Consider the following 21,732-nt stretch of genomic DNA (forward strand, 5'->3'; position numbering starts at 1 on the left):
GTATGGGTGCTCCTAGAATCCAAGGCTGGAAAGCAAATCGTCGACATCGTCCTGACCGGACATAACGTCTTCACGTTTATCGGCATGAATCTGCGGACCTTCACCCTTTGCCATCTGTTTTTGTGGATCTTTTTCCGCGAGGATGGCTTCGCGGTCATGTTCGATACCCGCAAAACGATCCACCTGGCTGGCCATCAGCACCAGTTTGAGCAGATTGCTTTCGACTTCGGTGACCATCTGCGTGACGCGCTTGATCACCTGGCCGGTAAGGTCCTGGTAATCCTGGGCCAGCAGGATGTCGTTGAGATCGCTCGATACCGCACGGGTCTCCTGCTCGCTGCGCGAAAGGAAACCGTCGACCCGCCGGGCCAGTGCGCGAAACTCTTCGGCACCGACTTCACGCCGCATGAAGCGACCCCAGTCGGCGCTCAGGGCCTTGGCTTCCTCGTTCAGGCCACTGACCCGCGGGGTCGCGCTCTCCACCAGGTCCATGGTGCGATTGGCCGCCGCCTCGGTCAGCCTGACCACATAGGACAGGCGCTCGGTGGCGTCGGTGATCTGCGAAACTTCCTCGGCTTGCGGCATGGTCGGGTCAATCTGGAAATTGACGATCGCACTGTGCAGCTCGCGGGTCAGCTTGCCGACTTCCAGATACAGGCCGCGGTCACGGGTCTGGTTCAGCTCATGGATCATTTGCACCGCATCGCCGAAACGGCCTTTTTCAAGGCTGTCGACCAGTTCACGGGCATGTTTTTTCAGGGTCGATTCAAAATCGCCCAGTGAAGATTCGTTGTGCTCCATAGCGCCCCCGTGGCGGACTTCATCAACCGATGCGTTCGAAGATCTTTTCGATCTTCTCTTTCAGCGCCTGGGCCGTGAATGGTTTGACCACATAGCCGTTGACGCCGGCCTGGGCGGCTTCGATGATCTGCTCGCGCTTGGCTTCGGCCGTGACCATCAGGACCGGCAGGTGCTTGAGCTTTTCATCGGCACGCACGTGGCGCAGCAGGTCGATGCCGGTCATGCCGGGCATGTTCCAGTCGGTGACCAGAAAGTCGATGCTACCGCTGTTGAGGACCGGAATGGCGGTAGTACCGTCATCGGCCTCGACCGTGTTGGTGAACCCGAGGTCACGCAACAGGTTCTTGATGATCCGCCGCATCGTTGAGAAGTCATCAACAATGAGGATTTTCATGTTCTTGTTCAATTCGACCTCCAAGCAGTCTTAAACGCGTTTCAGCACCTGAACGCGCTGTTCAATCAATTCGGCACAACACTCGACTACTGCATGGAAACCACAACCGGCCGAGCCGCCGACACACCGTCAAACGCTGCATCGGTCTCGTTCGCAGTGTCCCCACACTGCCTGTCAACGCGCTCGCCACTCTCCCAAACGCCCCCGCAAGCGGGCCGCGCACTGGCTGTGTAACTGGCTGACTCGCGATTCGCTGACCCCCAGTACCTCACCGATTTCCTTGAGGTTCAGCTCCTCGTCGTAGTACAGCGCCAAGACCAGTCGCTCACGCTCCGGCAAATTGGCAATCGCATCCGCCAGCGCCGCCTGGAAGCGTTCATCCTCCAGATCGCGTGACGGCTCGAGATGAGCACTCGCGCCATCCTCGTGCAGCCCTTCATGCTCGCCGTCCTGCAACAGGTCGTCGAAACTGAACAATCGGCTGCCCAAGGTATCGTTCAAAATCCCGTAATAATCGTCGAGACTCAATTGGAGTTCGGCTGCAACCTCGTGATCTTTAGCGTCACGACCGGTTTTCGCTTCAATTGCCCTGATTGCGTCACTGACCATACGGGTATTGCGGTGTACCGAACGGGGTGCCCAGTCGCCCTTGCGGACCTCATCGAGCATCGCGCCGCGAATCCGGATACCGGCATAGGTCTCGAAACTCGCACCTTTGCTGGAGTCATACTTGGTCGAGACTTCCAGCAGGCCGATCATGCCCGCCTGGATCAGGTCCTCGACCTGCACACTGGCCGGCAGCCGCGCCAGCAAGTGATAGGCGATCCGCTTGACCAGAGGCGCATAACGCTCGATCAACTCATACTGGCTGTCACGCGACGACTTGGAATACATGCGATAGCCACTGGCAGTCATAGCACTGGTCCCGCACTCGTCTGATGCACCAGACGTTCGACGAAGAACTCCAGGTGCCCGCGTGGGTTGGCGGGCAACGGCCAGGTGTCGACCTTCTGGGCAATGGCCTTGAACGCCAGGGCGCATTTCGAACGAGGGAACGCTTCGTAGACCGCGCGCTGCTTCTGCACGGCCTTGCGTACGCATTCATCATAGGGAACGGCACCGACGTATTGTAGGGCTACATCGAGGAAGCGATCCGTGACCTTGGTCAACTTGGCGAACAGATTGCGGCCTTCCTGGGGGCTCTGGGCCATGTTGGCCAGCACGCGGAAACGGTTCATGCCGTAGTCGCGGTTGAGCAGCTTGATCAGGGCATAGGCGTCGGTGATCGAGGTCGGCTCGTCGCAGACCACCAGCAGGACTTCCTGGGCCGCGCGGACAAAACTGACTACCGAGTCACCAATACCCGCAGCGGTGTCGATCACCAGCACATCGAGGTTGTCGCCGATATCGCTGAACGCCTGGATCAGGCCGGCATGCTGGGCCGGGCTCAGGTGGACCATGCTCTGGGTGCCGGAGGCGGCTGGCACGATACGGATCCCGCCCGGCCCCTGCAACAGCACATCACGCAACTCACAGCGCCCCTCGACCACGTCGGCCAGGGTGCGTTTGGGGGTCAGCCCCAGCAGGACGTCGACATTCGCCAGCCCCAGGTCGGCGTCCAGCAGCATGACCCGCCGGCCAAGCTCAGCCAGCGCCAGGGACAAGTTCACTGACACGTTAGTCTTCCCGACGCCACCCTTGCCGCCGGTCACCGCGATCACCTGTACGGGATGCATGCTGCCCATGTTCTCTTCTTACCTTGTCTTGCTTAGACGGAAGGCCACATAACTGGCTGCGCGTTCCCGGAGGGAACTAATGCCTGGCAGACCATCGATGTAGGTGCATTGCAACGTCTTCATGATTACCTCAACCCACTCGTTTGGACGGGCTGTGGTAGATGTCAGCGAACATATCGGCCATGGCCTCTTCGCTGGGTTCTTCCTGCATTTGCACACTGACTGCGCGGCTCACCAGCTGGTGGCGGCGCGGCAAATGCAGATCGTCCGGAATCCTTGGACCATCGGTCAGATAGGCCACCGGCAATTCGTGGCTGATGGCCAGGCTCAACACTTCGCCGAGACTCGCCGTTTCATCCAGTTTAGTCAGGATGCAGCCAGCCAGCCCGCAGCGCTTGTAGCTGTGGTAGGCGGCGGTCAACACCTGTTTCTGGCTGGTCGTGGCCAGGACCAGGTAATTCTTGGCCTTGATCCCGCGTCCGGCCAGGCTTTCCAGTTGCATGCGCAGCGCCGGGTCGCTGGCCTGCAGGCCGGCGGTATCGATCAGCACCACGCGCTTGCGCAGCAGCGGATCGAGGGCTTGCGCCAGGGACTGGCCCGGGTCGACGTGGGTCACGGGTACGTTGAGGATCCGCCCCAGGGTCTTGAGCTGTTCCTGGGCACCGATACGGAAGCTGTCCATGCTGACCAGGGCGATGTTCTGCGCGCCGTACTTGAGCACGTAGCGCGCCGCCAGCTTGGCCAGCGTGGTGGTCTTGCCCATGCCGGCCGGACCGACCATGGCTATGACCCCGCCCTCTTCCAAGGGTTCGATCTCGGGGGTGACGATCATTCGGGCCAGGTGCGCCAGCAGCATGCGCCAGGCCTGACGCGGCTCTTCGATGCCGGTGATCAGTGCCAGCAGGTCGCGCGACAGCGGGCCGGACAGGCCGACACGCTGCAGGCGGCGCCAGAGGTTGGCCTGCGCCGGCTGGCTGCCTTGCAACTGGTTCCAGGCCAGGGAGCCGAGCTGGACTTCCAGCAGCTCGCGCAGGCCGTTGAGCTCGAAACGCATCGAATCGAAGACCCGCTGGTCCACCGCCGGGGCCGCCGCGACAGGCGCCGGGGCCGGGCGACGCGGCTCGTCGAAAGTCGGTTCGATCAGCGGCTCGGCAGCGGTCAGCGGCAGGCCGGCGAACAACTGGCGATTGGTGGTCGCATCGCTCTCGCCCTCGCTGCGCAGGCTCAGTTCGGCCTGGGCGGTGACGATCCGCGACTGGGTCTTGCGCAGCTCGTCCTCGAGCTCCATGTTCGGTACACGCGGCGCCAGGGCCGAGAGCTTGTAGTCCAGGGCAGCCGTCAGCTCGACACCGCCCGCGATGCGGCGGTTGCCGATGATGGCCGCGTCCGAGCCCAGCTCATCACGAACCAGCTTCATGGCCTGACGCATATCGGCGGCGAAAAAACGCTTAACTTGCATAACCCACTACCTCAGCCGTTGGGCCCTACTGTCGCAACGATGGTGACTTGCTTGTTGTCCGGAATTTCCTGGTAGGCCAAGACATGCAGACTTGGTACCGCCAGGCGTCCGAACCGCGAAAGCATCGCGCGAACCGGACCGGCCACCAGCAGGATCACCGGCTGCCCTTGCATCTCTTGGCGCTGGGCGGCGTCGATCAGTGAACGCTGGAGTTTTTCGGCCATGCTCGGTTCCAGGAGAACCCCCTCTTCCGAGCCTTGTCCGGCCTTCTGCAGACTATTGAGCAATATTTGTTCCAACCTTGGTTCCAAGGTGATCACAGGCAGCTCGGAGTCAAGCCCTACAATGCTTTGGACGATTGCGCGAGACAAGCCGACACGTACTGCCGCCACCAGAGCGGCAGTATCTTGACTCTTGGCGGCATTGTTTGCGATGGCTTCGGCAATGCTGCGGATGTCGCGTACCGGCACGTGTTCGGCCAGCAGGCATTGCAGCACCTTGAGCAGGTGCGACAGGGAAATGATGCCCGGCACCAGTTCCTCGGCCAGCTTCGGCGAGCCCTTGGCCAGCAGTTGCATGAGTTGCTGGACTTCTTCGTGGCCGATCAGCTCGCTGGAATGCTTGTAGAGAATCTGGTTGAGGTGCGTCGCCACCACCGTACTGGCGTCCACCACCGTGTAGCCCAGCGACTGCGCCTGGGCGCGCTGGCTGATCTCGATCCAGACCGCCTCCAGGCCGAAGGCCGGGTCCTTGGCGGTAATGCCGTTGAGGGTGCCGTAGACCTGGCCCGGGTTGATCGCCAGTTCGCGATCCGGGTAGATCTCCGCTTCGGCCAGGGTCACGCCCATCAGGGTCAGGCGATACGCACTGGGCGCCAGGTCGAGGTTGTCACGAATATGCACAGTCGGCATCAGGAAGCCGAGATCCTGGGACAGCTTCTTGCGCACGCCCTTGATCCGCGCCAGCAATTGCCCGCCCTGGTTGCGGTCCACCAGCGGAATCAGGCGATAACCCACTTCCAGGCCGATCATGTCGATCGGCGTGACGTCATCCCAGCCCAGCTCCTTGGTTTCCATGGCGCGGGCCGGCGACGGCAGGAGCTCCTGCTGGCGCTGCACTTCGGCCAGGGCCTGGACCTTGACCACGTTCTGCTTTTTCCACAGCAGGTAAGCCGCGCCACCTGCCACCAGAGCCAGGCTGAGGAAGGAAAAGTGCGGCATGCCCGGCACCAGGCCCATCACCGCCATCAGGCCGGCGGCCACGCCGAGGGCCTTGGGCGAGGCGAACATCTGCCGGTTGATCTGCTTGCCCATGTCTTCCGAGCCGGAAGCACGGGTCACCATGATGGCCGCTGCTGTGGATAACAACAGTGATGGCAACTGCGCCACTAAACCGTCACCGATGGTCAGCAGGGCGTAGACCTTGCCGGCGTCGGCAAACGACATGTTGTGCTGGAAGATACCGACCGCCATGCCGCCGATCAGGTTGATGAATAGAATCAGCAAACCGGCGATGGCGTCACCGCGGACGAATTTGCTGGCACCGTCCATGGAGCCGTAGAACTCGGCCTCCTGGGCCACTTCCAGGCGGCGCAGCTTGGCTTGTGGTTGATCGATCAGGCCGGCGTTGAGGTCGGCGTCGATCGCCATCTGCTTGCCGGGCATCGCATCGAGGGTGAAACGCGCGCTGACCTCGGAAATCCGCCCGGCACCCTTGGTCACCACGACGAAGTTGATGATCATCAGGATGGCGAAAACCACGATACCGACCACGTAGTTACCGCCGATCACCACCTCGCCGAAGGCCTGGATCACCTTGCCCGCGGCGGCGTGACCGTCCTGGCCGTGGAGCATCACCACCCGGGTGGAGGCCACGTTCAGGGCCAGGCGCAACAGCGTGGCGATCAGCAGGATGGTCGGGAAGACGGCGAAGTCCAGCGGCCGCAGGGCGTAGACGCAGACCAGCAGGACGACAATCGACAGGGCGATGTTGAAGGTGAAGAAGACGTCCAGCAGGAACGCCGGCACTGGCAACATCATCATCGCCAGCATGACCAACAGCAGCAGCGGCACGCCCAGGTTGCCCCGGCCGAGACCACTCAGATTGCTGCGCGCCGTGTTGATAAATTGAGTGCGGTCCACCGGTATTCCTCGTCACCTTGAAGCAAACTTTTGACGCTGAAAGCGTCGCAAAACCTGCTTGTGCAAGAAACCTTCCAACTCTGTGGAAGTGACTGAAAATGCGGGGGACGATCGACGGACAGGAGAAATGTTCAGGAATCGCGGCGCAGGTCCGGTGGAATCGGCAGGTTGTCCTTGAGCGGATCCGGACGCTTGCCCTTGCCCGCGCGGAACTGGCGGATCTGGAAGACATAGGCGAGCACCTGCGCCACCGCCAGGTAGAGCCCCGCCGGAATCTCCTGGTCCAACTCGGTGGAGTAGTAGATCGAACGCGCCAGGGCCGGCGATTCGAGCAGCATGATCTCGTGCTCGACGGCGATCTCGCGGATCTTCAGGGCGATGAAGTCATTGCCCTTGGCCAGCAGCACCGGCGCCCCGCCCTTCTCGGCATCGTACTTGAGCGCCACCGCGTAGTGGGTCGGGTTGGTGATGACCACATCCGCCTCGGGAATCGCCGCCATCATCCGCCGCTGGGACATCTCGCGCTGCAGCTGGCGAATCCGCTGCTTGACCTCCGGACGGCCTTCCTGGTCCTTGTATTCGTCACGCACTTCCTGCTTGGTCATCAGCAGCTTCTTGTGGCTTTCCCAGAGCTGTACCGGCACATCCACTGCGGCAATCAGCAGCAACCCGAGGGACATCCACAAGGCGCTCCACCCCACCACCTGCAGACTGTGGATAATCGACGACTCCAGGGGTTCATGGGCAATCCGCACCAGATCGTCGATATCCGACGACAATACCGCCAGGGCCACCAACAGCACGATGATGAATTTCGCCAGGGCCTTGAGCAACTCCACCAGGGCCTTGGTCGAGAACATCCGCTTGAGCCCGGCCAGAGGATTCATCCGGCTGAACTTGGGTGCCAGACTACCGGCCGCGAACAGCCACCCCCCCAGGGAGATCGGTCCGATAAAGGCGGCCAGCAACAAGGTCAGCAGGACCGGCTGAACCGCCCAGAGCGCTATCTTGCCCGACTGCAGGAGGAAGATCGCCATGTAGCGCTGGTCGAGTATCACTTCCCGCGAAAGCGTGAAGTTCAGGCGCATCAACTCGGCCATGTCCTGCGCCAGCGCGCCACCAAAGACCAGCAGGCCACCGGTGCCGGCCAACATCACCGCCAGGGTGTTGAGTTCCTTGGAACGGGCAATCTCGCCCTTCTCACGGGAGTCCTTCTTCCTTTTCTCCGTGGGGTCTTCTGTCTTGTCCTGACCGCTCTCGCTCTCTGCCATGGCTCAGGGCGCCCGTATCAGTTGACGTAGGAACTGCAGGGCCTCGACGGCCAGCGGTTGATACTGGTTGAGGATATCGCCCAGGCTGATCCAGAGGATGAACATCCCCAGCACCAGCGTCAGCGGGAAACCGATGGAGAAGATGTTCAACTGCGGCGCGGCGCGAGTCATGATGCCGAAGGCCACGTTGACCACCAGCAAGGCGGTGATCGCCGGCAGCACCAGCATCAACGCCGCGCCGAGAACCCAGCCGAGCTTGCCGGCAATCACCCACAGATCCGTGGTCGACAGCCCGCTGCCGACCGGGAAGGTGGTGAAGCTCTCGGTCAGCACCTCGAACACCACCAGATGGCCATTCATCGCCAGGAACATCAGCGTCACCAGCATGGTGAAAAACTGCCCGATCACCGCACTGGAGACGCCGTTGATCGGGTCGACCATGGACGCGAAGCCCATGCCCATCTGCACCGCGACAATCTGCCCGGCGACCACGAAGGCCTGGAAGAACAACTGCAGGGAGAAACCGAGCAAGGCGCCGAAGATGATCTGCTCGGCAATCAGCATCAGTCCGCTGAGATCCAGCGGATGCACCTCGGGCATCGGCGGCAGGCCCGGCGCGATCACCACGGTGATAGCAAAGATAAAGTACAACCGTACCCGCCGCGGCACCAGGGTGGTCCCGAAGATCGGCATGGTCATGACCACCGCGCCGACCCGGAACATCGGCAGCATGAAACTGGCGACCCAGGTGCTGATCTGCGTATCGGTCAGCGCGAGCAGCGACATGTCAGCCGATGACCTGCGGGATACTGCCGTAGAGCGACAGGATGTATTCCATGAATTTCTGCACCAGCCAGGGACCGGCGACAATCAGGGTGATGAGCATCACCAGCAGGCGCGGCAGGAAACCCAGGGTCTGTTCGTTGATCTGCGTGGCGGCCTGGAACATCGCCACCAGCAGACCTATAAGCAGGGTCGGAACCACCAGCACGGTGACCATCAGCGTGGTCAGCCAGAGGGCATCGCGAAAGATGTCAATTGCAACTTCAGGCGTCATGGCGCACTACTCGTGAAGGTTCTAGACACCACCAAAACTGCTCGCCAGGGTACCGATGATCAGCGCCCAGCCATCCACCAGCACGAACAGCATGATCTTGAACGGCAGGGAAATGATCAACGGCGACAGCATCATCATACCCATCGCCATCAACACACTGGCGACCACCAGGTCGATGACCAGGAACGGAATGAAGATCATGAAGCCGATCTGGAACGCGGTCTTCAACTCGGAGGTGACGAAGGCCGGCACGATAATGGTCAGCGGCGCCTGGTCGGGCGTGGCGATGTCGGTGCGCTTGGACAGGCGCATGAACAGCTCCAGGTCGCTGCTGCGGGTCTGCGCCAGCATGAAGTCCTTGATCGGCCCCTGGGCCTTGAGCACCGCATCCTGGGCCGTGAGTTTCTCGGCCAGGTAGGGCTGCAGGGCATCCTGGTTCACCTTGTCGAAGACCGGCGCCATGATGAACAGGGTCAGGAACATCGCCATGCCGGTCAGGATCTGGTTCGACGGCGTCTGCTGCAGGCCCAGGGCCTGACGCAGGATCGAGAAGACGATGATGATCCGGGTAAAGCTGGTCATCAGGATGACGAACGCCGGGATGAAACTCAGCGCCGTCATGATCAGCAGGATCTGCAGGCTGACCGAGTACTCCTGCTGTCCGTTGGCCCCGGTGCCGAGGGTGATGGCCGGGATCGACAGCGGATCGGCGCCGAACGCCAGCGGCGCGGCCAGCACCAGCGTCAGGCCGAGGATAAAACGCAACGCAGCCATCACTTCTTGTCCTTACCCAGCAATTCCATCAGGCGTTGAGCGAACTCCGGGGTCGCCGGCTCGCCATTCGGAACCTGGACCGGCTCCTTGAGCACATGCAAGGGCGTGATGGTGCCCGGTGTCAGCCCGAGCAGGATCTGCTCGTTGCCGACCTGCACCAGCACCAGCCGGTCCCGCGGCCCGAGGGCACGGGAGCCGATCAGTTCGATCACCTGCCCTTTCTTGCCCGCCGGCCCCGCCTGCTGCACCCGGCGCAACAGCCAGGCCAAGGCAAAGATGATCCCCAGCACCAGCAGCAAACCCAACACCAGTTGCGTCAGTTGCCCGGCCATGCCACCACCGACCGCCGGCGCAGCCGCCGCCGCGCTGGTCACGGGCTCAGCCGCCAACGCACTGAACGGCAACAGCAGGAGACCGCCGAGAAGCCTGCTCATTCAGCGCAACTTCTTGATGCGTTCGCTCGGGCTGATCACGTCCGTCAGACGGATGCCGAACTTTTCGTTGACCACCACCACTTCACCGTGGGCAATCAGCGTGCCGTTGACCAGCACATCCAGCGGCTCGCCGGCCAGGCGATCGAGCTCGATGACCGACCCCTGGTTCAATTGCAGGAGGTTGCGGATATTGATATCGGTGCTGCCGACTTCCATGGAGATCGACACCGGGATATCCAGGATCACGTCCAGGTTCGGCCCGTCCAGGGTCACCGGCTCGTGGCTTTTCGGCACACTGCCGAATTCTTCCATCGGCAGGCGATTGGAGCTCGGCGCGGTACCGGCATCGGCCGCCAGCAGGGCGTCGATATCGTCCTGGCCGGTTTCGCCGGATTCTTCCAGGGCAGCCGCCCACTCGTCAGCCAGGGCCTGGTCGTCAGTCATATCGTGTTCGTCAGCCATCAGTTGTCCTCGGCGGGCAGAAAATCAGTTAACACAGCACATTCTTGATCGACCCGCTCAACGGCGTTCGATCGGCTCAATCACTTGCAATGCCAGGTTGCCCTTGTGGGAACCGAGCTTGACCTTGAACGACGGCACGCCGTTGGCGCGCATGACCATGTCCTCGGGCAGTTCCACCGGAATCACGTCGCCCGGCTGCATGTGCAGGATGTCCCGCAGGCGCAACTGGCGACGCGCCACCGTGGCACTGAGCGGCACCGCCACATCCAGCACGTCTTCGCGCAGGGCCTTGACCCAGCGTTCGTCCTGGTCGTCGAGGTCCGACTGGAAACCGGCGTCGAGCATTTCCCGTACCGGCTCGATCATCGAGTACGGCATGGTCACGTGCAGGTCGCCGCCACCGCCGTCGAGTTCAATGTGGAAGGTCGAGACCACCACCGCTTCGCTCGGCCCGACGATGTTGGCCATGGCTGGGTTCACTTCCGAGTTGATGTACTCGAAATTGACTTCCATGATCGCCTGCCAGGCTTCCTTCAAGTCGATGAAGGCCTGCTCCAGCACCATGCGCACCACGCGTAGCTCGGTCGGGGTGAATTCGCGCCCCTCGATCTTGGCGTGACGGCCGTCGCCGCCGAAGAAGTTGTCCACCAGCTTGAACACCAGCTTGGCGTCGAGGATGAACAGCGCCGTGCCGCGCAACGGCTTGATCTTGACCAGGTTGAGACTGGTCGGCACATACAGCGAGTGCACGTATTCGCCGAACTTCATCACCTGAACCCCGCCCACCGCCACATCGGCGGAGCGACGCAGCATGTTGAACATGCTGATACGGGTGTAGCGGGCAAAACGCTCGTTGATCATCTCCAGGGTCGGCATGCGTCCACGGACGATGCGATCCTGGCTGGTCAGGTCGTAGCTTTTGACGCTGCCGGGTTCGGCGGCGTTTTCGGTCTGTACCAGACCGTCATCGACACCATGCAAGAGGGCATCGATCTCATCCTGGGACAGCAGGTCTTGCACGGCCATGTCGTGATCCTACTGCAGTACGTAGTTAGTGAAGAGCAACTGTTCGACCACCACCTTGCCGACTTCCTTCTGCGCCACTTCCTGCACGCTGGCAGTGGCTTTCTGGCGCAGCAACTCCTGGCCGACCGGGGTCGCCAGGGTTTCGTAGGTCTGCCCGGAGAACAGCATCACCAGATTGTTGCGGATCACCGGCATATGGACTTTCAGGGCCTCCAGGTCGCCCTGGTTGCGCGACATCATGGTAATGCTCACCTGCATATAGCGCTGGCGGCCGTTGGCGTCCTTGAAGTTGGCGACAAACGCCGGCGCCATCGACTCGTAGATCGCCGGCTGCTTGGTCGTGCTGGCCTCGGCAGGAGCCGGTGCCGGCTTGCTCTGGGCGCTGTGCATGAAGTACCAGGTCGCCCCCACGGAGAGCCCGATCGCCAATAGCAAAGCCACCACGATCACGATAATCAGCTTGAGTTTGCCTTTACCGCCAGGTTCTTTTACCGCTGCTGCTTCGCTCTTCGCCATGCCAATAATCCGTCACTATTCGGTTTTTCACAGTCGCACGGCAAGGCTGGAGCAAGTGTTATGCCAGAGTTGGCAGAGAGGGAAAGGACAGTGCGAGGACGCCGCTCATATCGGCGCGGGCCCGGGTGTGAGCAGGCTTGTATGAGAGTGGGTTTGCGTGGGAGCGGGCTTGCCCGCGAAGAGCCCCTTGAGACCTCAAGAGGCTTCAGGGGCAAGCCCCCTCCCACATGCCACACAAACACCCACCGGCCATGAAGACAATCAGGCGTAGTAGTCGACCGCGCTGGAACCCACCACCACGCTGGCACTGGTGGCTGCCGCTTCGGTCGCGGCCGCGATGGCGATATCGTCGTCGCCGCTATCCAGGCGGCCGCCGCTGCCGTTGTTGCTGCCTTTCTGGGCCTGCTGTTGCTGTTGTTGCGGATCCTGGCCCTGGCCAGCCCAGCCACGCGACTGGTCGGAGACACTGACATCGGCCTGCCCCAGGCCCTGCTGCTGGAGCATGTCGCGCAGGCGGAACATATTGCTTTCCAGTGCATCACGCACGCCGGCATGACCACTGACGAAGCTGATCTGCGTCGCCTGGTCGGCGGCCATATTGACCTTGATGTCCAGTCGTCCCAGCTCGGCCGGTTCCAGCTGGATATCGGCGGACTTGATGCTGGCGCTCGACAGGTACATGACCCGGTTGACCACTTCCTCGGTCCAGCCACTCTGATGCATGGCCAGAGGCTGGTTGACCGGCAGCGCGTTCGCGGTTTTCGGCACCGCGGCCTGGGTCAGGGCCGCCAGGCGATTGGCGAAGTCGTCGACACGGGTGTCACTGGAGGCGCTTTTCAGATCCTTCAGGCCGTCTTCGATCAACCCCTTGAAGGATTTTTCGCCGCCCTGCTCGGTGGTCCCGGCATCGGTTTTCTGATCCACCAGCATGGCCACGCCGGCGTTCTGGTTCAGGGCCTGGCTCGGATCCGTATCGTTGTTGCTGGTGGTGGTTTTCGTAGTCGGCTGACTGGTCGTCGACACATGTCCGCCCTGCTCCATCGCCAAACGCACGGCGGGCAGGTTATCCAGCGGATCGGAATTCGGATCGAAATCACTGTCGCTGGCCGGCGGTGTCGCGGCGGCCTGCACCGGCGCCGCGGTCACCGCTGCCGCCAGGGGCGCTTCGACCACCGGTGGCTGCGCGGGAGCCACGGCCGGCGGCGCTTCCGGAACCGGCATCGGTGGCGTGACGGCAGCCTGGATCAACGCCGGATCGAGGGTCGGATCCACTGGCGTGGCATCCACCACCGGTGTATCGGTGGCGGTGTCCTTGTCGCTGTCATCAGAGGCAACCTGGTCGTCATCGGCCTTGGTCGTCGTGTCGCTGCTGGTGGTTTTGTCGGCAGGCAAGGAATTGCCGCTATCGGCAACCGCCGGCTTTGCCGCATCCCCCTTGTTGCTGGCAACCACATCCTTTTTCGCCGGCACCGCGGGAGTGCTGTCCCGGTTCGCCTTGACCGGGCTGTCAGGTGTCTTTACCGACTTGCCCTGGCTGTTCTGGTAGACCTGGGCAAAGCTGGAAGCATTGTCCTTGGGCTGCGCGACCGGTGCCGGCGGATTGCTCGCGAGGTCCGCCTTGGGTTTGGCCGCAGCGGTGGCCTGAAGAAGAGAATTGGGAGCGAGGGGCATAACACAGTCTCCGCTGCACAGGGATCGTAAAGTCAATGCAGGGAGTGGTAGCAAGGTTCGGGCCAGCTTGCCCGGATTGCCACAAAGGTCATTGCTTGATCGGGAACCGCTCGCGCTCGCGGGCGTACAGATGGCGTACCTGCTCGTACTCGCGGTCTATCCGCCCCACGAGGTCCTCGACCCCGGTCAGCGGCAATTGCGCGGCCCGCTCTTCCAGTTGCCGGCAAAGATCGGCCAGGTGCAACGCGCCCATATTGCTGCTGCTGCCCTTGAAGCTGTGGGCCGCCAGCCCCAGTTCTATCGCGTTGCTGGCCTGGTGCAACTGCCCCAGGCGTTTTTCCGAATCGTTGAGAAAGGTATCCAGCAACAAGGGATACTCATCCTCCATGACTTCCTGCAATGCGCCGAGCACATCGTAGTCAAGGTGCTTTTCCTGATTGCCGTCCACTCGTTCACTCCTTGATCAACACCTGCAAATTATGCCTGAGCCTCCCACGAAAACTCCACGTGGGCACGCCGGCCATCATTCGACCAACGGGCACAGTGACTGAGTTGCCGGACCAGGCCGACACCTCTTCCCGACAACCGATCGACCTCCAGCGGACGCGCCATGACCCGCTCGACGTCAAACCCGGCACCACTGTCCTCGACCTCGATGCACAACCGTCCGCCCTTCCCTTCCGGGACCACCTGCAGGCTCACGCGGACAAAACCTTCCTGCAAGTCGAGCAGACGCCGATTGCGTTGCTCATAGTATTGCGCAAATCCACGGACATCGCGCTTGAGGCTTGAATCCAGGCCCAGCACCCCGTGCTCCAGGGCATTGGAGTAGAGCTCGGCCAGCACGCTGTACAGCGCCCCGCTGTGGGCACGCAAGCCGTGTACCTCCATCAGCAGTTGCAGCAGATAAGGCAAGGGGTTGAAACGCCGTAGCGTCGCCGCGCGGAATTCGAAGTTCACCGACCAGTCCAGCGGACAGGATTCGCCGCTGTCGGAGTAGACCATGGTCGCCGGCAGCGCCCGCCCGGGCGCGGGCAGACTGATCTCGACCATGCTGATATCGTCACGCGCCTCGCCGCCGAACCGTGCCAGCGCCTGCTGGATCTCCTCGAACAAGCAATCCGGATCCCGATTGCTCTCGAAGACCTGATGCAGGCGCTCGACACCGAACAACTGCTCATCGCCATTACAGGTATCGATCACCCCGTCGGACAGCAGGAACACCCGGTCACCCGGGGCCATGGGGTAGACATCGATGTGGTCGTCGAACGCCTCGGCCCCCAATACCCCCAGTGGCAAGTGCCGCGCCACCAGGGGACGCCGCTCGCCCGAGGCGATATCGTGCAGGTAGCCGTCGGGCATACCGCCGTTCCAGACCTCGACCACCTGCCGCTGCGGACTCAGGCGCAGGAAGGTGGCGCAACAGAACATGTCCACCGGCAGGATGCGCTTGAGCTTGGCGTTCATCTCCCGCAGGGTTTCGGGCAGGCCGTAGCCCTTGGCGGTCATGCCGTAGAAGACTTCCGCCAACGGCATCGCACCGACGGCGGCGGGCAGGCCATGCCCGGTGAAATCGCCGAGCAGGATATGCATGTCCCCGCCCGGGGCATGGGCCGCCAGCAACAGGTCGCCGTTGAACAGCGCATAGGGTGATTGCAGGTAGCGGATATTCGGCGCCCGCAGGCATCCGGAATGCGCCACCTTGTCGAACACCGCCTTGGCTACCCGCTGCTCGTTGAGCAGGTAGTCGTGGTGCCGGGCGATCAGGTCGCGTTGCTGCAGCACCGTGGCCTGCAGACGCCGCAGACGATCCATCGCCTTGATCTTGGCACCGAGGATGACCTGGTTGTAGGGTTTCGCCAGAAAGTCGTCGCCGCCGGCATCCAGGCAACGGACCAGGGCGTCGCTTTCGCTCAGGGAGGTGAGAAAGATGATCGGCACCAGCGAATCGCCGGCCAGCGCCTTGATCTGCCGCGCCGCCTCGAAGCCGTCCATCACCGGCATCAGGGCGTCCATCAGGACCAGTTGGGGTCGCTGCGCCCTGAACACCTCGACCGCCTCGGCACCGTTGCTGGCAGTCAGGACTGCATGCCCCTGGCGCCGTACGATACTCGACAGCAGCAGCCGATCCGCCGCCCCGTCCTCGGCGATCAGCACCGTCAGCGACTCCTCGGCCGTTTGCATGATGCTCAAGTGATGTCGAAGAGCTTGTCGAAATTGGAAATGGCGAGGATCTTGCGCACATCCGTATTGCTGTTGATCACCCGGATATCGGCATCGTCGCCGCCGGCGTGGTCGCGCAGCAGCAGGAGCATGCCCAGGGCCGAACTGTCGAGATAGGTCGTCTCGACCAGGTCGACGATAACCGACTCGGGCGGGGTAGCGACCCGCTCGTAGGACTCGCGAAATTCCTGGTGCTTGCCGAAGTCAAAGCGCCCCTTGACCGAAATCGTCAACTTCCTGCCGTTGTCTGTTAATGCCGACTCTACAGCCATGATCCAGCTTCCTTGTCAGTGGCGATGTGTACAAGGTGTAGCACCCCGCTGACAGCAGGGCAACCGGGAGCGTCAAAATACCTGCGATTCAATAGGGACTCTGCCGCGGCAGGCGCTGGGACAGCTCATCCAGCAGTTTCTGTTCACGTTTGTCTTCCAGCTGGCGGGCCTCGTCGATGTAGCGCTGCACCAGCTTGCGCAAGCCCTCGACACGAGTATAGGCCTCTTGCCAGGCAACGCGCCCCTTGTCGAGGTTGTTCTGGTGCCAGGCCAGGCTTTGCCGCTGTTGGGCGACGGCGGTATCGAGCTGGCTGAGAAACTGCTGGTAGCCCAGCAACCATTGGCTGGAGACGCCATGCCGGCCACGCTCGATCCACTGTTCTTGGTATTGCAGGCGAAAACCTTCGAGGTCGGCCAGCTTGCTTTGCGCCAGGCGTACCTGTCCCTGGAAATAACCCAGGCGCTGGACAGCGGTACGCTCGGTGCTTTCGGCCATCTCGACCACCGGCGCCAACCGCGCGGCACGACTCTGGGCCATGGCCGGTTAGCCGCCCGCCGCCGGCGCGAAGACCGTCGACAGATGCGCTTCGCTCTCGCCCAGGCTGACATTGTCGTTCAGCCCCTGGCGCAGGTACTGGACCATCGCCGGCTGCAGGGCGATCGCCGTGTCGGTCTCGCGATCGCCACCGGCCACATAGGCGCCGACGCTGATCAGGTCGCGGCTCTGCTGGTAGCGTGACCAGAGCTGCTTGAAATACTGCGCACGCTTCATGTGCTCCGGACTGACCACCGCTGGCATCACCCGGCTGATGGACGCTTCGATATCGATCGCCGGGTAGTGACCTTCCTCGGCCAGGCGCCGGGACAAGACGATATGCCCGTCGAGCACGCCCCGCGCCGAGTCGGCAATCGGGTCCTGCTGGTCATCGCCTTCGGACAACACGGTATAGAACGCGGTGATCGAACCGCCGCCGGCCTCGGCATTCCCCGCGCGCTCCACCAGTTTCGGCAGCTTGGCGAACACCGAGGGCGGATAGCCCTTGGTCGCCGGCGGCTCGCCGATGGCCAGGGCGATTTCCCGCTGGGCCTGGGCAAAACGGGTCAGTGAATCCATGAGCAGCAGGACATTCTTGCCCTTGTCGCGAAAATACTCGGCGATCCGCGTGCAATACATGGCCGCCCGCAGGCGCATCAGCGGCGCATCGTCGGCAGGCGATGCGACCACCACCGAACGCTTGAGCCCCTCCTCGCCGAGGATGTGCTCGATGAACTCCTTCACTTCCCGGCCCCGCTCACCGATCAACCCGACCACGATGATGTCGGCCTCGGTAAAGCGGGTCATCATGCCCAGCAGCACACTCTTGCCAACGCCGGTACCGGCGAACAGGCCGAGGCGCTGCCCGCGGCCCACTGTCAATAATCCGTTGATACTGCGGATGCCCACGTCCAGCGGCTGGTGGATCGGGTCACGATTGAGCGGATTGATGGTCGGTCCGTCCATCGGCACCCAGTCCTCGGCCTTCATCCCGCCCTTGCCGTCCAGCGCCCGACCGGCACCATCCAGCACCCGCCCGAGCATGCTCATGCCCATGGGCAGGCGCCCGGTATCGGCCAGCGGCACGACCCTGGCGCCCGGGGCGATACCGGCCACGCTGCCCACCGGCATCAGGAACACCTTGCTGCCGGAGAAGCCCATGACTTCGGCTTCGACCTGCACCGGGTGATAGCTGTCGTCGTTGATCACCAGGCAGCGGGCCCCCATGGCGGCCCGCAGGCCTTCGGCCTCGAGGGTCAGGCCGACCATGCGCAGCAGGCGGCCTTCGAGAATCGGCTGGCCCGGCAGATTGATGGCATCGGCGTAAGTACCAAGACGCTTGCCGAAGCTGGTTCGCTCAAGGCGCATCGGACAGGTCCGGGGCGCTGTTCGGGGCATGGGGCTCCCCCAACTCGAGCGTCAGGTCGGGCTGGGCCGGATGCAGGGATTGTTCGTGCAACTGGTCGAACAACTGGGCCAGCGCCTGCTCGATACGGGTCTCGACGCTGGCGTCGATCCGGCTGTGCTCGGTTTCGACCCGGCAACCGCCGGGCAGCAGGGCCTCGTCCTCGACGATGCGCCAGGTCGCCTCGTGGCGCTCGCGCAAGGCCTTGACCTGTTCGAAGTCCTGGGGATTGATGTACAGCCGCACGTTCTCGGCGCCCAGCGGCAACAACTTCAGGGTTTCCCGCAGGACATGCTCGATCTGGCTGGAGTCGGTCTTGAGTTCACGCTGGATGACCTGGCGAGCGATATGCCCGACCAGGCCCACCAGGCTCTTCTCGATCTGCTGGTCCTGTTCGGCGATGGGCGCGAACAGATTGCCCATCAGGGCTTCCAGGTTGACCAGCTTGGCGCTCAGGGCAACCTCGGCTTCCTGGCGAACCCTGATCTGGGTGCTGTGGAAACCTTCCCGCTCGCCCACCGCGAAACCTTCGTTGTAGGCTTCCTGGCGAATGCTTTCGAGCTCTTCGAGGGTCAGCGGCTGGACTTCCTCCAGCGGCACCTCCTCCATCTCGGCCGGCGGCTCTTCCACCGGCTCCGGTTCAGGCTCTTCGACATGCGGGTCGAAGCTGGGCAACGACCACAGGTCGAAGCCGCTCACGTCCCGCGCGCGGATCAGGTCGGTTGGATCAGTCATGGCTTGATCCTTAGATCATCTCTTCGCCGCCCTTGCCACCGAGCACGATTTCTCCGGCTTCGGCCATACGGCGGGCGATGGTGAGGATTTCCTTCTGGGCGGTTTCGACGTCGCTGACGCGCACCGGTCCCTTGGCCTCGAGGTCGTCGCGCAGCAGTTCGGCCGCACGCTTGGACATGTTCTTGAAGATCTTTTCCTTGACGCCCTCGTCCGAACCCTTGAGGGCAAGTACCAGCACGTCGGAAGAAACTTCGCGCAACAGCGCCTGGATACCGCGGTCGTCGACATCCGACAGGTTGTTGAAGACGAACATCAGGTCTTCGATCTGCGTCGACAGGTCCTCGTCCACTTCGCGGATCGAGTCCATCAACTGGCCTTCGATCGAGCTGTCGAGGAAGTTCATGATATCCGCCGCACGCTTGATACCGCCCAGGGTGGTGCGGGCAGCGTTGGAGTTGCCGGAGAACTGCTTCTCGAGAATCTGGTTGAGCTCCTTGAGGGCCGCCGGCTGTACCGTGTTCAGCGACGAGACGCGCAGGATGATGTCCAGGCGCACCTTGTGATCGAAGTTGTTCAGCACCTCGCCGGCCTGGTCGGGATCGAGGTAGGCCACGACGATGGCCTGGATCTGCGGGTGCTCGTAGCGGATCACGTCCGCCACGGCGCGCGGTTCCATCCACTTGAGACTGTCCAGGCCACTGGTGTTGCCACCGAGCAGGATGCGGTCGATCAGGCCGTTGGCCTTGTCCTCGCCGAGGGCCTGGGTGAGCATCTTGCGGACATAGTCGTCGGAGCCGACGCCCAGGCTGGTCTGGTCGCCGACGATCTCGACGAACTCGCTCATGACCTGCTCGACCTGCTCGCGATGCACGTTGCGCATCTGCGCCATGGCCACGCCGACCCGCTGGACCTCCTTGGGCCCCATGTGGCGCAGCACCTGTGCAGCATCGGTGGAACCCAGCGACAGCAGCAAGATCGCGGCTTTATCGACCCGGGTCAGCTTCTGGGTGACGGCGGCGTTATTACTCATCGGCGTTAATCCACTCTTTGACGACCTGTGCCACACGGCCCGGATCTTCGGCTACCAGACTCTTGATGGCGTTCAGTTGAGCGTCATAGCCTTCGCTCGGGCTTGGCAGGAGGATGCTTTGCGGACCGCCGAGGCTCACGCGATCGTTGGCCAGTTCGCCATCCAGACCGCCCATGCCACCGAGTTCGACATCGCTGCCCAGGCCCGCCAGTTGCTTCTTGCCGCCGCCGGTGATGTTGTTGAGCACCGGACGCAGCACACCGAATACCAGCACCAGGATGAACAGCACGCCCAGTACCTGCTTGACCACATCCCAGAACCAGGGTTGCGAGTAGAACGGGATATCGGCGATCACTTCCCCGCGCTCGGCGGAGAATGGCACGTTGATCACACTGACGCTGTCGCCGCGGCTGGCGTCGAAACCGACGGCATCCTGGACCAGGCGGGTAAAGCGCGCCAATTCGTCGGCGCTCCATGGCGCACGGGTGGTTTCGCCGTTGGCGGCGTTGACCTTGACCTGATCGTCGACCACCACGGCCACCGACAGGCGGGTCAGGCGACCCTGCTGCTGCTTGGTGTGGCTGATGGAGCGGTCCAGCTCGAAGTTCTTGGTGGATTGTTGACGCTTGTCCGCCGGATACGGCGCCAGCATCGGCTGGCCGGTGGCCGGGTCCATGATCTGCTGGCCGTTGGCATCGAGCAGCGGCTGGCCGGGTTGCACAGGCCCCGACGACGCGGTGGCGCCACCGGTGGTCTGCGGTGCCGAGGCCGGTGCCGGAGGCTGGTTGCTCAACGCCCCGGGAACCCCTTGCGGACCGTTGCTGGCAGTACGTTGTTCGGTGGTCGACTGCTCGCTGCGCAGTGCCGGCTGATCCGGGTTGAACTGTTCGGAGGTCGACTCGACCGCGCTGAAGTCCACATCCGCGGACACTTCAGCCTTGTAGCGATCGTTACCGAGGATCGGTTGCAGGATATTGTGCACGCGCTGGGTCAGCATGCTTTCCATGCGACGGCTGTAGTCGAACTGCTTGCCGGCCATGGTCAATTCGGAGTTTTGCGCCTGGTCGGAGAGCAGGTTGCCCTTCTGGTCGACCACGGTGATCTGCGACTTGCTCAACTCGGGAACACTGGTCGCCACGAGGTTGATGATCGCCACCACCTGGCCAGGCTCCAGGGAACGCCCGGAATACAGCTCGACCAGTACCGAAGCGCTCGGCTTGCGTTCGTCACGGACGAATACCGAACTCTTCGGAATCGCCAGGTGCACACGCGCACCCTTGACATTGTTCAGGCTGGAAATGGTCCGTGCCAGTTCACCTTCAAGGCCGCGACGGTAACGGGTCGCCTCCATGAACTGGCTGGTGCCCAGGCCCTGGTCCTTGTCGAGGATCTCGAAACCGATATTGCCATCGGTGGGCGTCACACCGGCCGCGGCCAGTTTCAGGCGGGCACGGGACACGTCGTCGGCCTTGACCAGCAACGCGCCGGAATTCGGTTCGACGGTGTAGGGAATATCCGCAGCCGCCAGGGTTTCCATGACCTGCTTGGCGTCCATACCGGCCAGGCTGCCGTACAGCGGCCGGTAGTCGGGTTGCTGGGACCACAACACCACGGCAAAGCCAATCGCCACGCTCGCGGCCAGGCCGACCATCAGGCCGACCTGACGCAGCATGGTCATTTCGGAAAGGTTTTCCAGAAAGGACAAACCAAACAGCGGCGGTTTGCCGTCTGTCGAACCGGCCTTGGCCGGTACGTTATCGGCGACTGCTTCAGCCATGACTCAATCTCGT

Annotated in this window: 23 protein-coding genes; all 23 read right to left on the reverse strand. The window is 62.6% G+C overall.

What is annotated here, in order from left to right:
* Positions 1–12: 12 nt before the first annotated feature.
* The 23 genes from HX881_RS31470 to fliF all read right to left on the reverse strand — a co-directional run bounded on the left by HX881_RS31470 (position 13) and on the right by fliF (position 21,719).
* On the reverse strand, positions 13–801 hold the full coding sequence (locus HX881_RS31470; RefSeq protein WP_017124407.1) for a protein phosphatase CheZ: 789 nt from the start codon (positions 799–801) through the stop codon (positions 13–15).
* A gap of 22 nt (positions 802–823) precedes the next feature.
* Positions 824–1,195: a chemotaxis response regulator CheY gene (locus HX881_RS31475; protein WP_003183998.1), complete on the reverse strand. Its 372-nt coding sequence runs from the start codon at positions 1,193–1,195 to the stop codon at positions 824–826.
* A 174-nt stretch (positions 1,196–1,369) separates the two neighbouring features.
* The gene (gene fliA, locus HX881_RS31480; RefSeq protein WP_017124408.1) at positions 1,370–2,110 is read right to left on the reverse strand and encodes an RNA polymerase sigma factor FliA; all 741 of its coding nucleotides are present in this window, start codon (positions 2,108–2,110) and stop codon (positions 1,370–1,372) included.
* Positions 2,107–2,940, reverse strand: a complete 834-nt coding sequence (gene fleN, locus HX881_RS31485; RefSeq protein WP_017124409.1) for a flagellar synthesis regulator FleN — start codon at positions 2,938–2,940, stop codon at positions 2,107–2,109. Before fleN ends, fliA begins: the two co-directional genes overlap by 4 nt.
* A 121-nt stretch (positions 2,941–3,061) precedes the next feature.
* Positions 3,062–4,390 carry a flagellar biosynthesis GTPase FlhF gene (flhF, locus tag HX881_RS31490; protein ID WP_017124410.1) on the reverse strand — a complete coding sequence of 443 codons (1,329 nt, stop codon included), beginning with the start codon at positions 4,388–4,390 and terminating at the stop codon, positions 3,062–3,064.
* A gap of 11 nt (positions 4,391–4,401) precedes the next feature.
* On the reverse strand, positions 4,402–6,531 hold the full coding sequence (gene flhA, locus HX881_RS31495) for a flagellar biosynthesis protein FlhA (RefSeq protein ID WP_017124411.1): 2,130 nt from the start codon (positions 6,529–6,531) through the stop codon (positions 4,402–4,404).
* Positions 6,532–6,662: 131 nt separating this feature from the next.
* The gene (flhB, locus tag HX881_RS31500) at positions 6,663–7,802 is read right to left on the reverse strand and encodes a flagellar biosynthesis protein FlhB (protein ID WP_103032651.1); all 1,140 of its coding nucleotides are present in this window, start codon (positions 7,800–7,802) and stop codon (positions 6,663–6,665) included.
* 3 nt (positions 7,803–7,805) lie between these two features.
* Entirely contained in the window at positions 7,806–8,588 is a 783-nt protein-coding gene (gene fliR, locus HX881_RS31505) for a flagellar biosynthetic protein FliR (protein WP_017124412.1), read from the reverse strand.
* A gap of 1 nt (position 8,589) precedes the next feature.
* Complete coding sequence (locus HX881_RS31510; RefSeq protein WP_017124413.1) at positions 8,590–8,859, reverse strand: flagellar biosynthetic protein FliQ; 270 nt, start codon at positions 8,857–8,859, stop codon at positions 8,590–8,592.
* A gap of 21 nt (positions 8,860–8,880) precedes the next feature.
* The gene (gene fliP, locus HX881_RS31515; protein ID WP_017124414.1) at positions 8,881–9,633 is read right to left on the reverse strand and encodes a flagellar type III secretion system pore protein FliP; all 753 of its coding nucleotides are present in this window, start codon (positions 9,631–9,633) and stop codon (positions 8,881–8,883) included.
* Positions 9,633–10,067: a flagellar biosynthetic protein FliO gene (fliO, locus tag HX881_RS31520; protein ID WP_017124415.1), complete on the reverse strand. Its 435-nt coding sequence runs from the start codon at positions 10,065–10,067 to the stop codon at positions 9,633–9,635. The genes fliP and fliO overlap by 1 nt, the downstream gene beginning before the upstream one ends.
* Positions 10,068–10,529: a flagellar motor switch protein FliN gene (gene fliN, locus HX881_RS31525; protein WP_017124416.1), complete on the reverse strand. Its 462-nt coding sequence runs from the start codon at positions 10,527–10,529 to the stop codon at positions 10,068–10,070.
* 57 nt (positions 10,530–10,586) lie between these two features.
* Positions 10,587–11,555 carry a flagellar motor switch protein FliM gene (gene fliM / locus HX881_RS31530; RefSeq protein ID WP_017124417.1) on the reverse strand — a complete coding sequence of 323 codons (969 nt, stop codon included), beginning with the start codon at positions 11,553–11,555 and terminating at the stop codon, positions 10,587–10,589.
* A gap of 9 nt (positions 11,556–11,564) precedes the next feature.
* On the reverse strand, positions 11,565–12,071 hold the full coding sequence (gene fliL, locus HX881_RS31535; RefSeq protein ID WP_177088495.1) for a flagellar basal body-associated protein FliL: 507 nt from the start codon (positions 12,069–12,071) through the stop codon (positions 11,565–11,567).
* A 261-nt stretch (positions 12,072–12,332) separates the two neighbouring features.
* Positions 12,333–13,742, reverse strand: coding sequence for a flagellar hook-length control protein FliK (locus HX881_RS31540; protein ID WP_177088497.1), 1,410 nt, complete (start codon positions 13,740–13,742; stop codon positions 12,333–12,335).
* Between the two features lie 88 nt (positions 13,743–13,830).
* Entirely contained in the window at positions 13,831–14,130 is a 300-nt protein-coding gene (locus HX881_RS31545) for an Hpt domain-containing protein (RefSeq protein WP_042934657.1), read from the reverse strand.
* A gap of 89 nt (positions 14,131–14,219) precedes the next feature.
* On the reverse strand, positions 14,220–15,926 hold the full coding sequence (locus tag HX881_RS31550; RefSeq protein ID WP_177088499.1) for an ATP-binding SpoIIE family protein phosphatase: 1,707 nt from the start codon (positions 15,924–15,926) through the stop codon (positions 14,220–14,222).
* A 5-nt stretch (positions 15,927–15,931) separates the two neighbouring features.
* Positions 15,932–16,237: an STAS domain-containing protein gene (locus HX881_RS31555; RefSeq protein WP_042934623.1), complete on the reverse strand. Its 306-nt coding sequence runs from the start codon at positions 16,235–16,237 to the stop codon at positions 15,932–15,934.
* Between the two features lie 88 nt (positions 16,238–16,325).
* Positions 16,326–16,775, reverse strand: a complete 450-nt coding sequence (gene fliJ, locus HX881_RS31560) for a flagellar export protein FliJ (RefSeq protein WP_017124423.1) — start codon at positions 16,773–16,775, stop codon at positions 16,326–16,328.
* A 6-nt stretch (positions 16,776–16,781) separates the two neighbouring features.
* Positions 16,782–18,140: a flagellar protein export ATPase FliI gene (fliI, locus tag HX881_RS31565; RefSeq protein WP_017124424.1), complete on the reverse strand. Its 1,359-nt coding sequence runs from the start codon at positions 18,138–18,140 to the stop codon at positions 16,782–16,784.
* Positions 18,130–18,912, reverse strand: a complete 783-nt coding sequence (gene fliH / locus HX881_RS31570) for a flagellar assembly protein FliH (RefSeq protein ID WP_017124425.1) — start codon at positions 18,910–18,912, stop codon at positions 18,130–18,132. Before fliH ends, fliI begins: the two co-directional genes overlap by 11 nt.
* A 10-nt stretch (positions 18,913–18,922) precedes the next feature.
* Entirely contained in the window at positions 18,923–19,942 is a 1,020-nt protein-coding gene (fliG, locus tag HX881_RS31575; protein WP_017124426.1) for a flagellar motor switch protein FliG, read from the reverse strand.
* Positions 19,935–21,719, reverse strand: a complete 1,785-nt coding sequence (fliF, locus tag HX881_RS31580; RefSeq protein WP_017124427.1) for a flagellar basal-body MS-ring/collar protein FliF — start codon at positions 21,717–21,719, stop codon at positions 19,935–19,937. The genes fliG and fliF overlap by 8 nt, the downstream gene beginning before the upstream one ends.
* Positions 21,720–21,732: the final 13 nt, after the last annotated feature.

The organism is Pseudomonas gingeri, from assembly GCF_013386115.1.
GTDB lineage: Bacteria > Pseudomonadota > Gammaproteobacteria > Pseudomonadales > Pseudomonadaceae > Aquipseudomonas > Aquipseudomonas gingeri.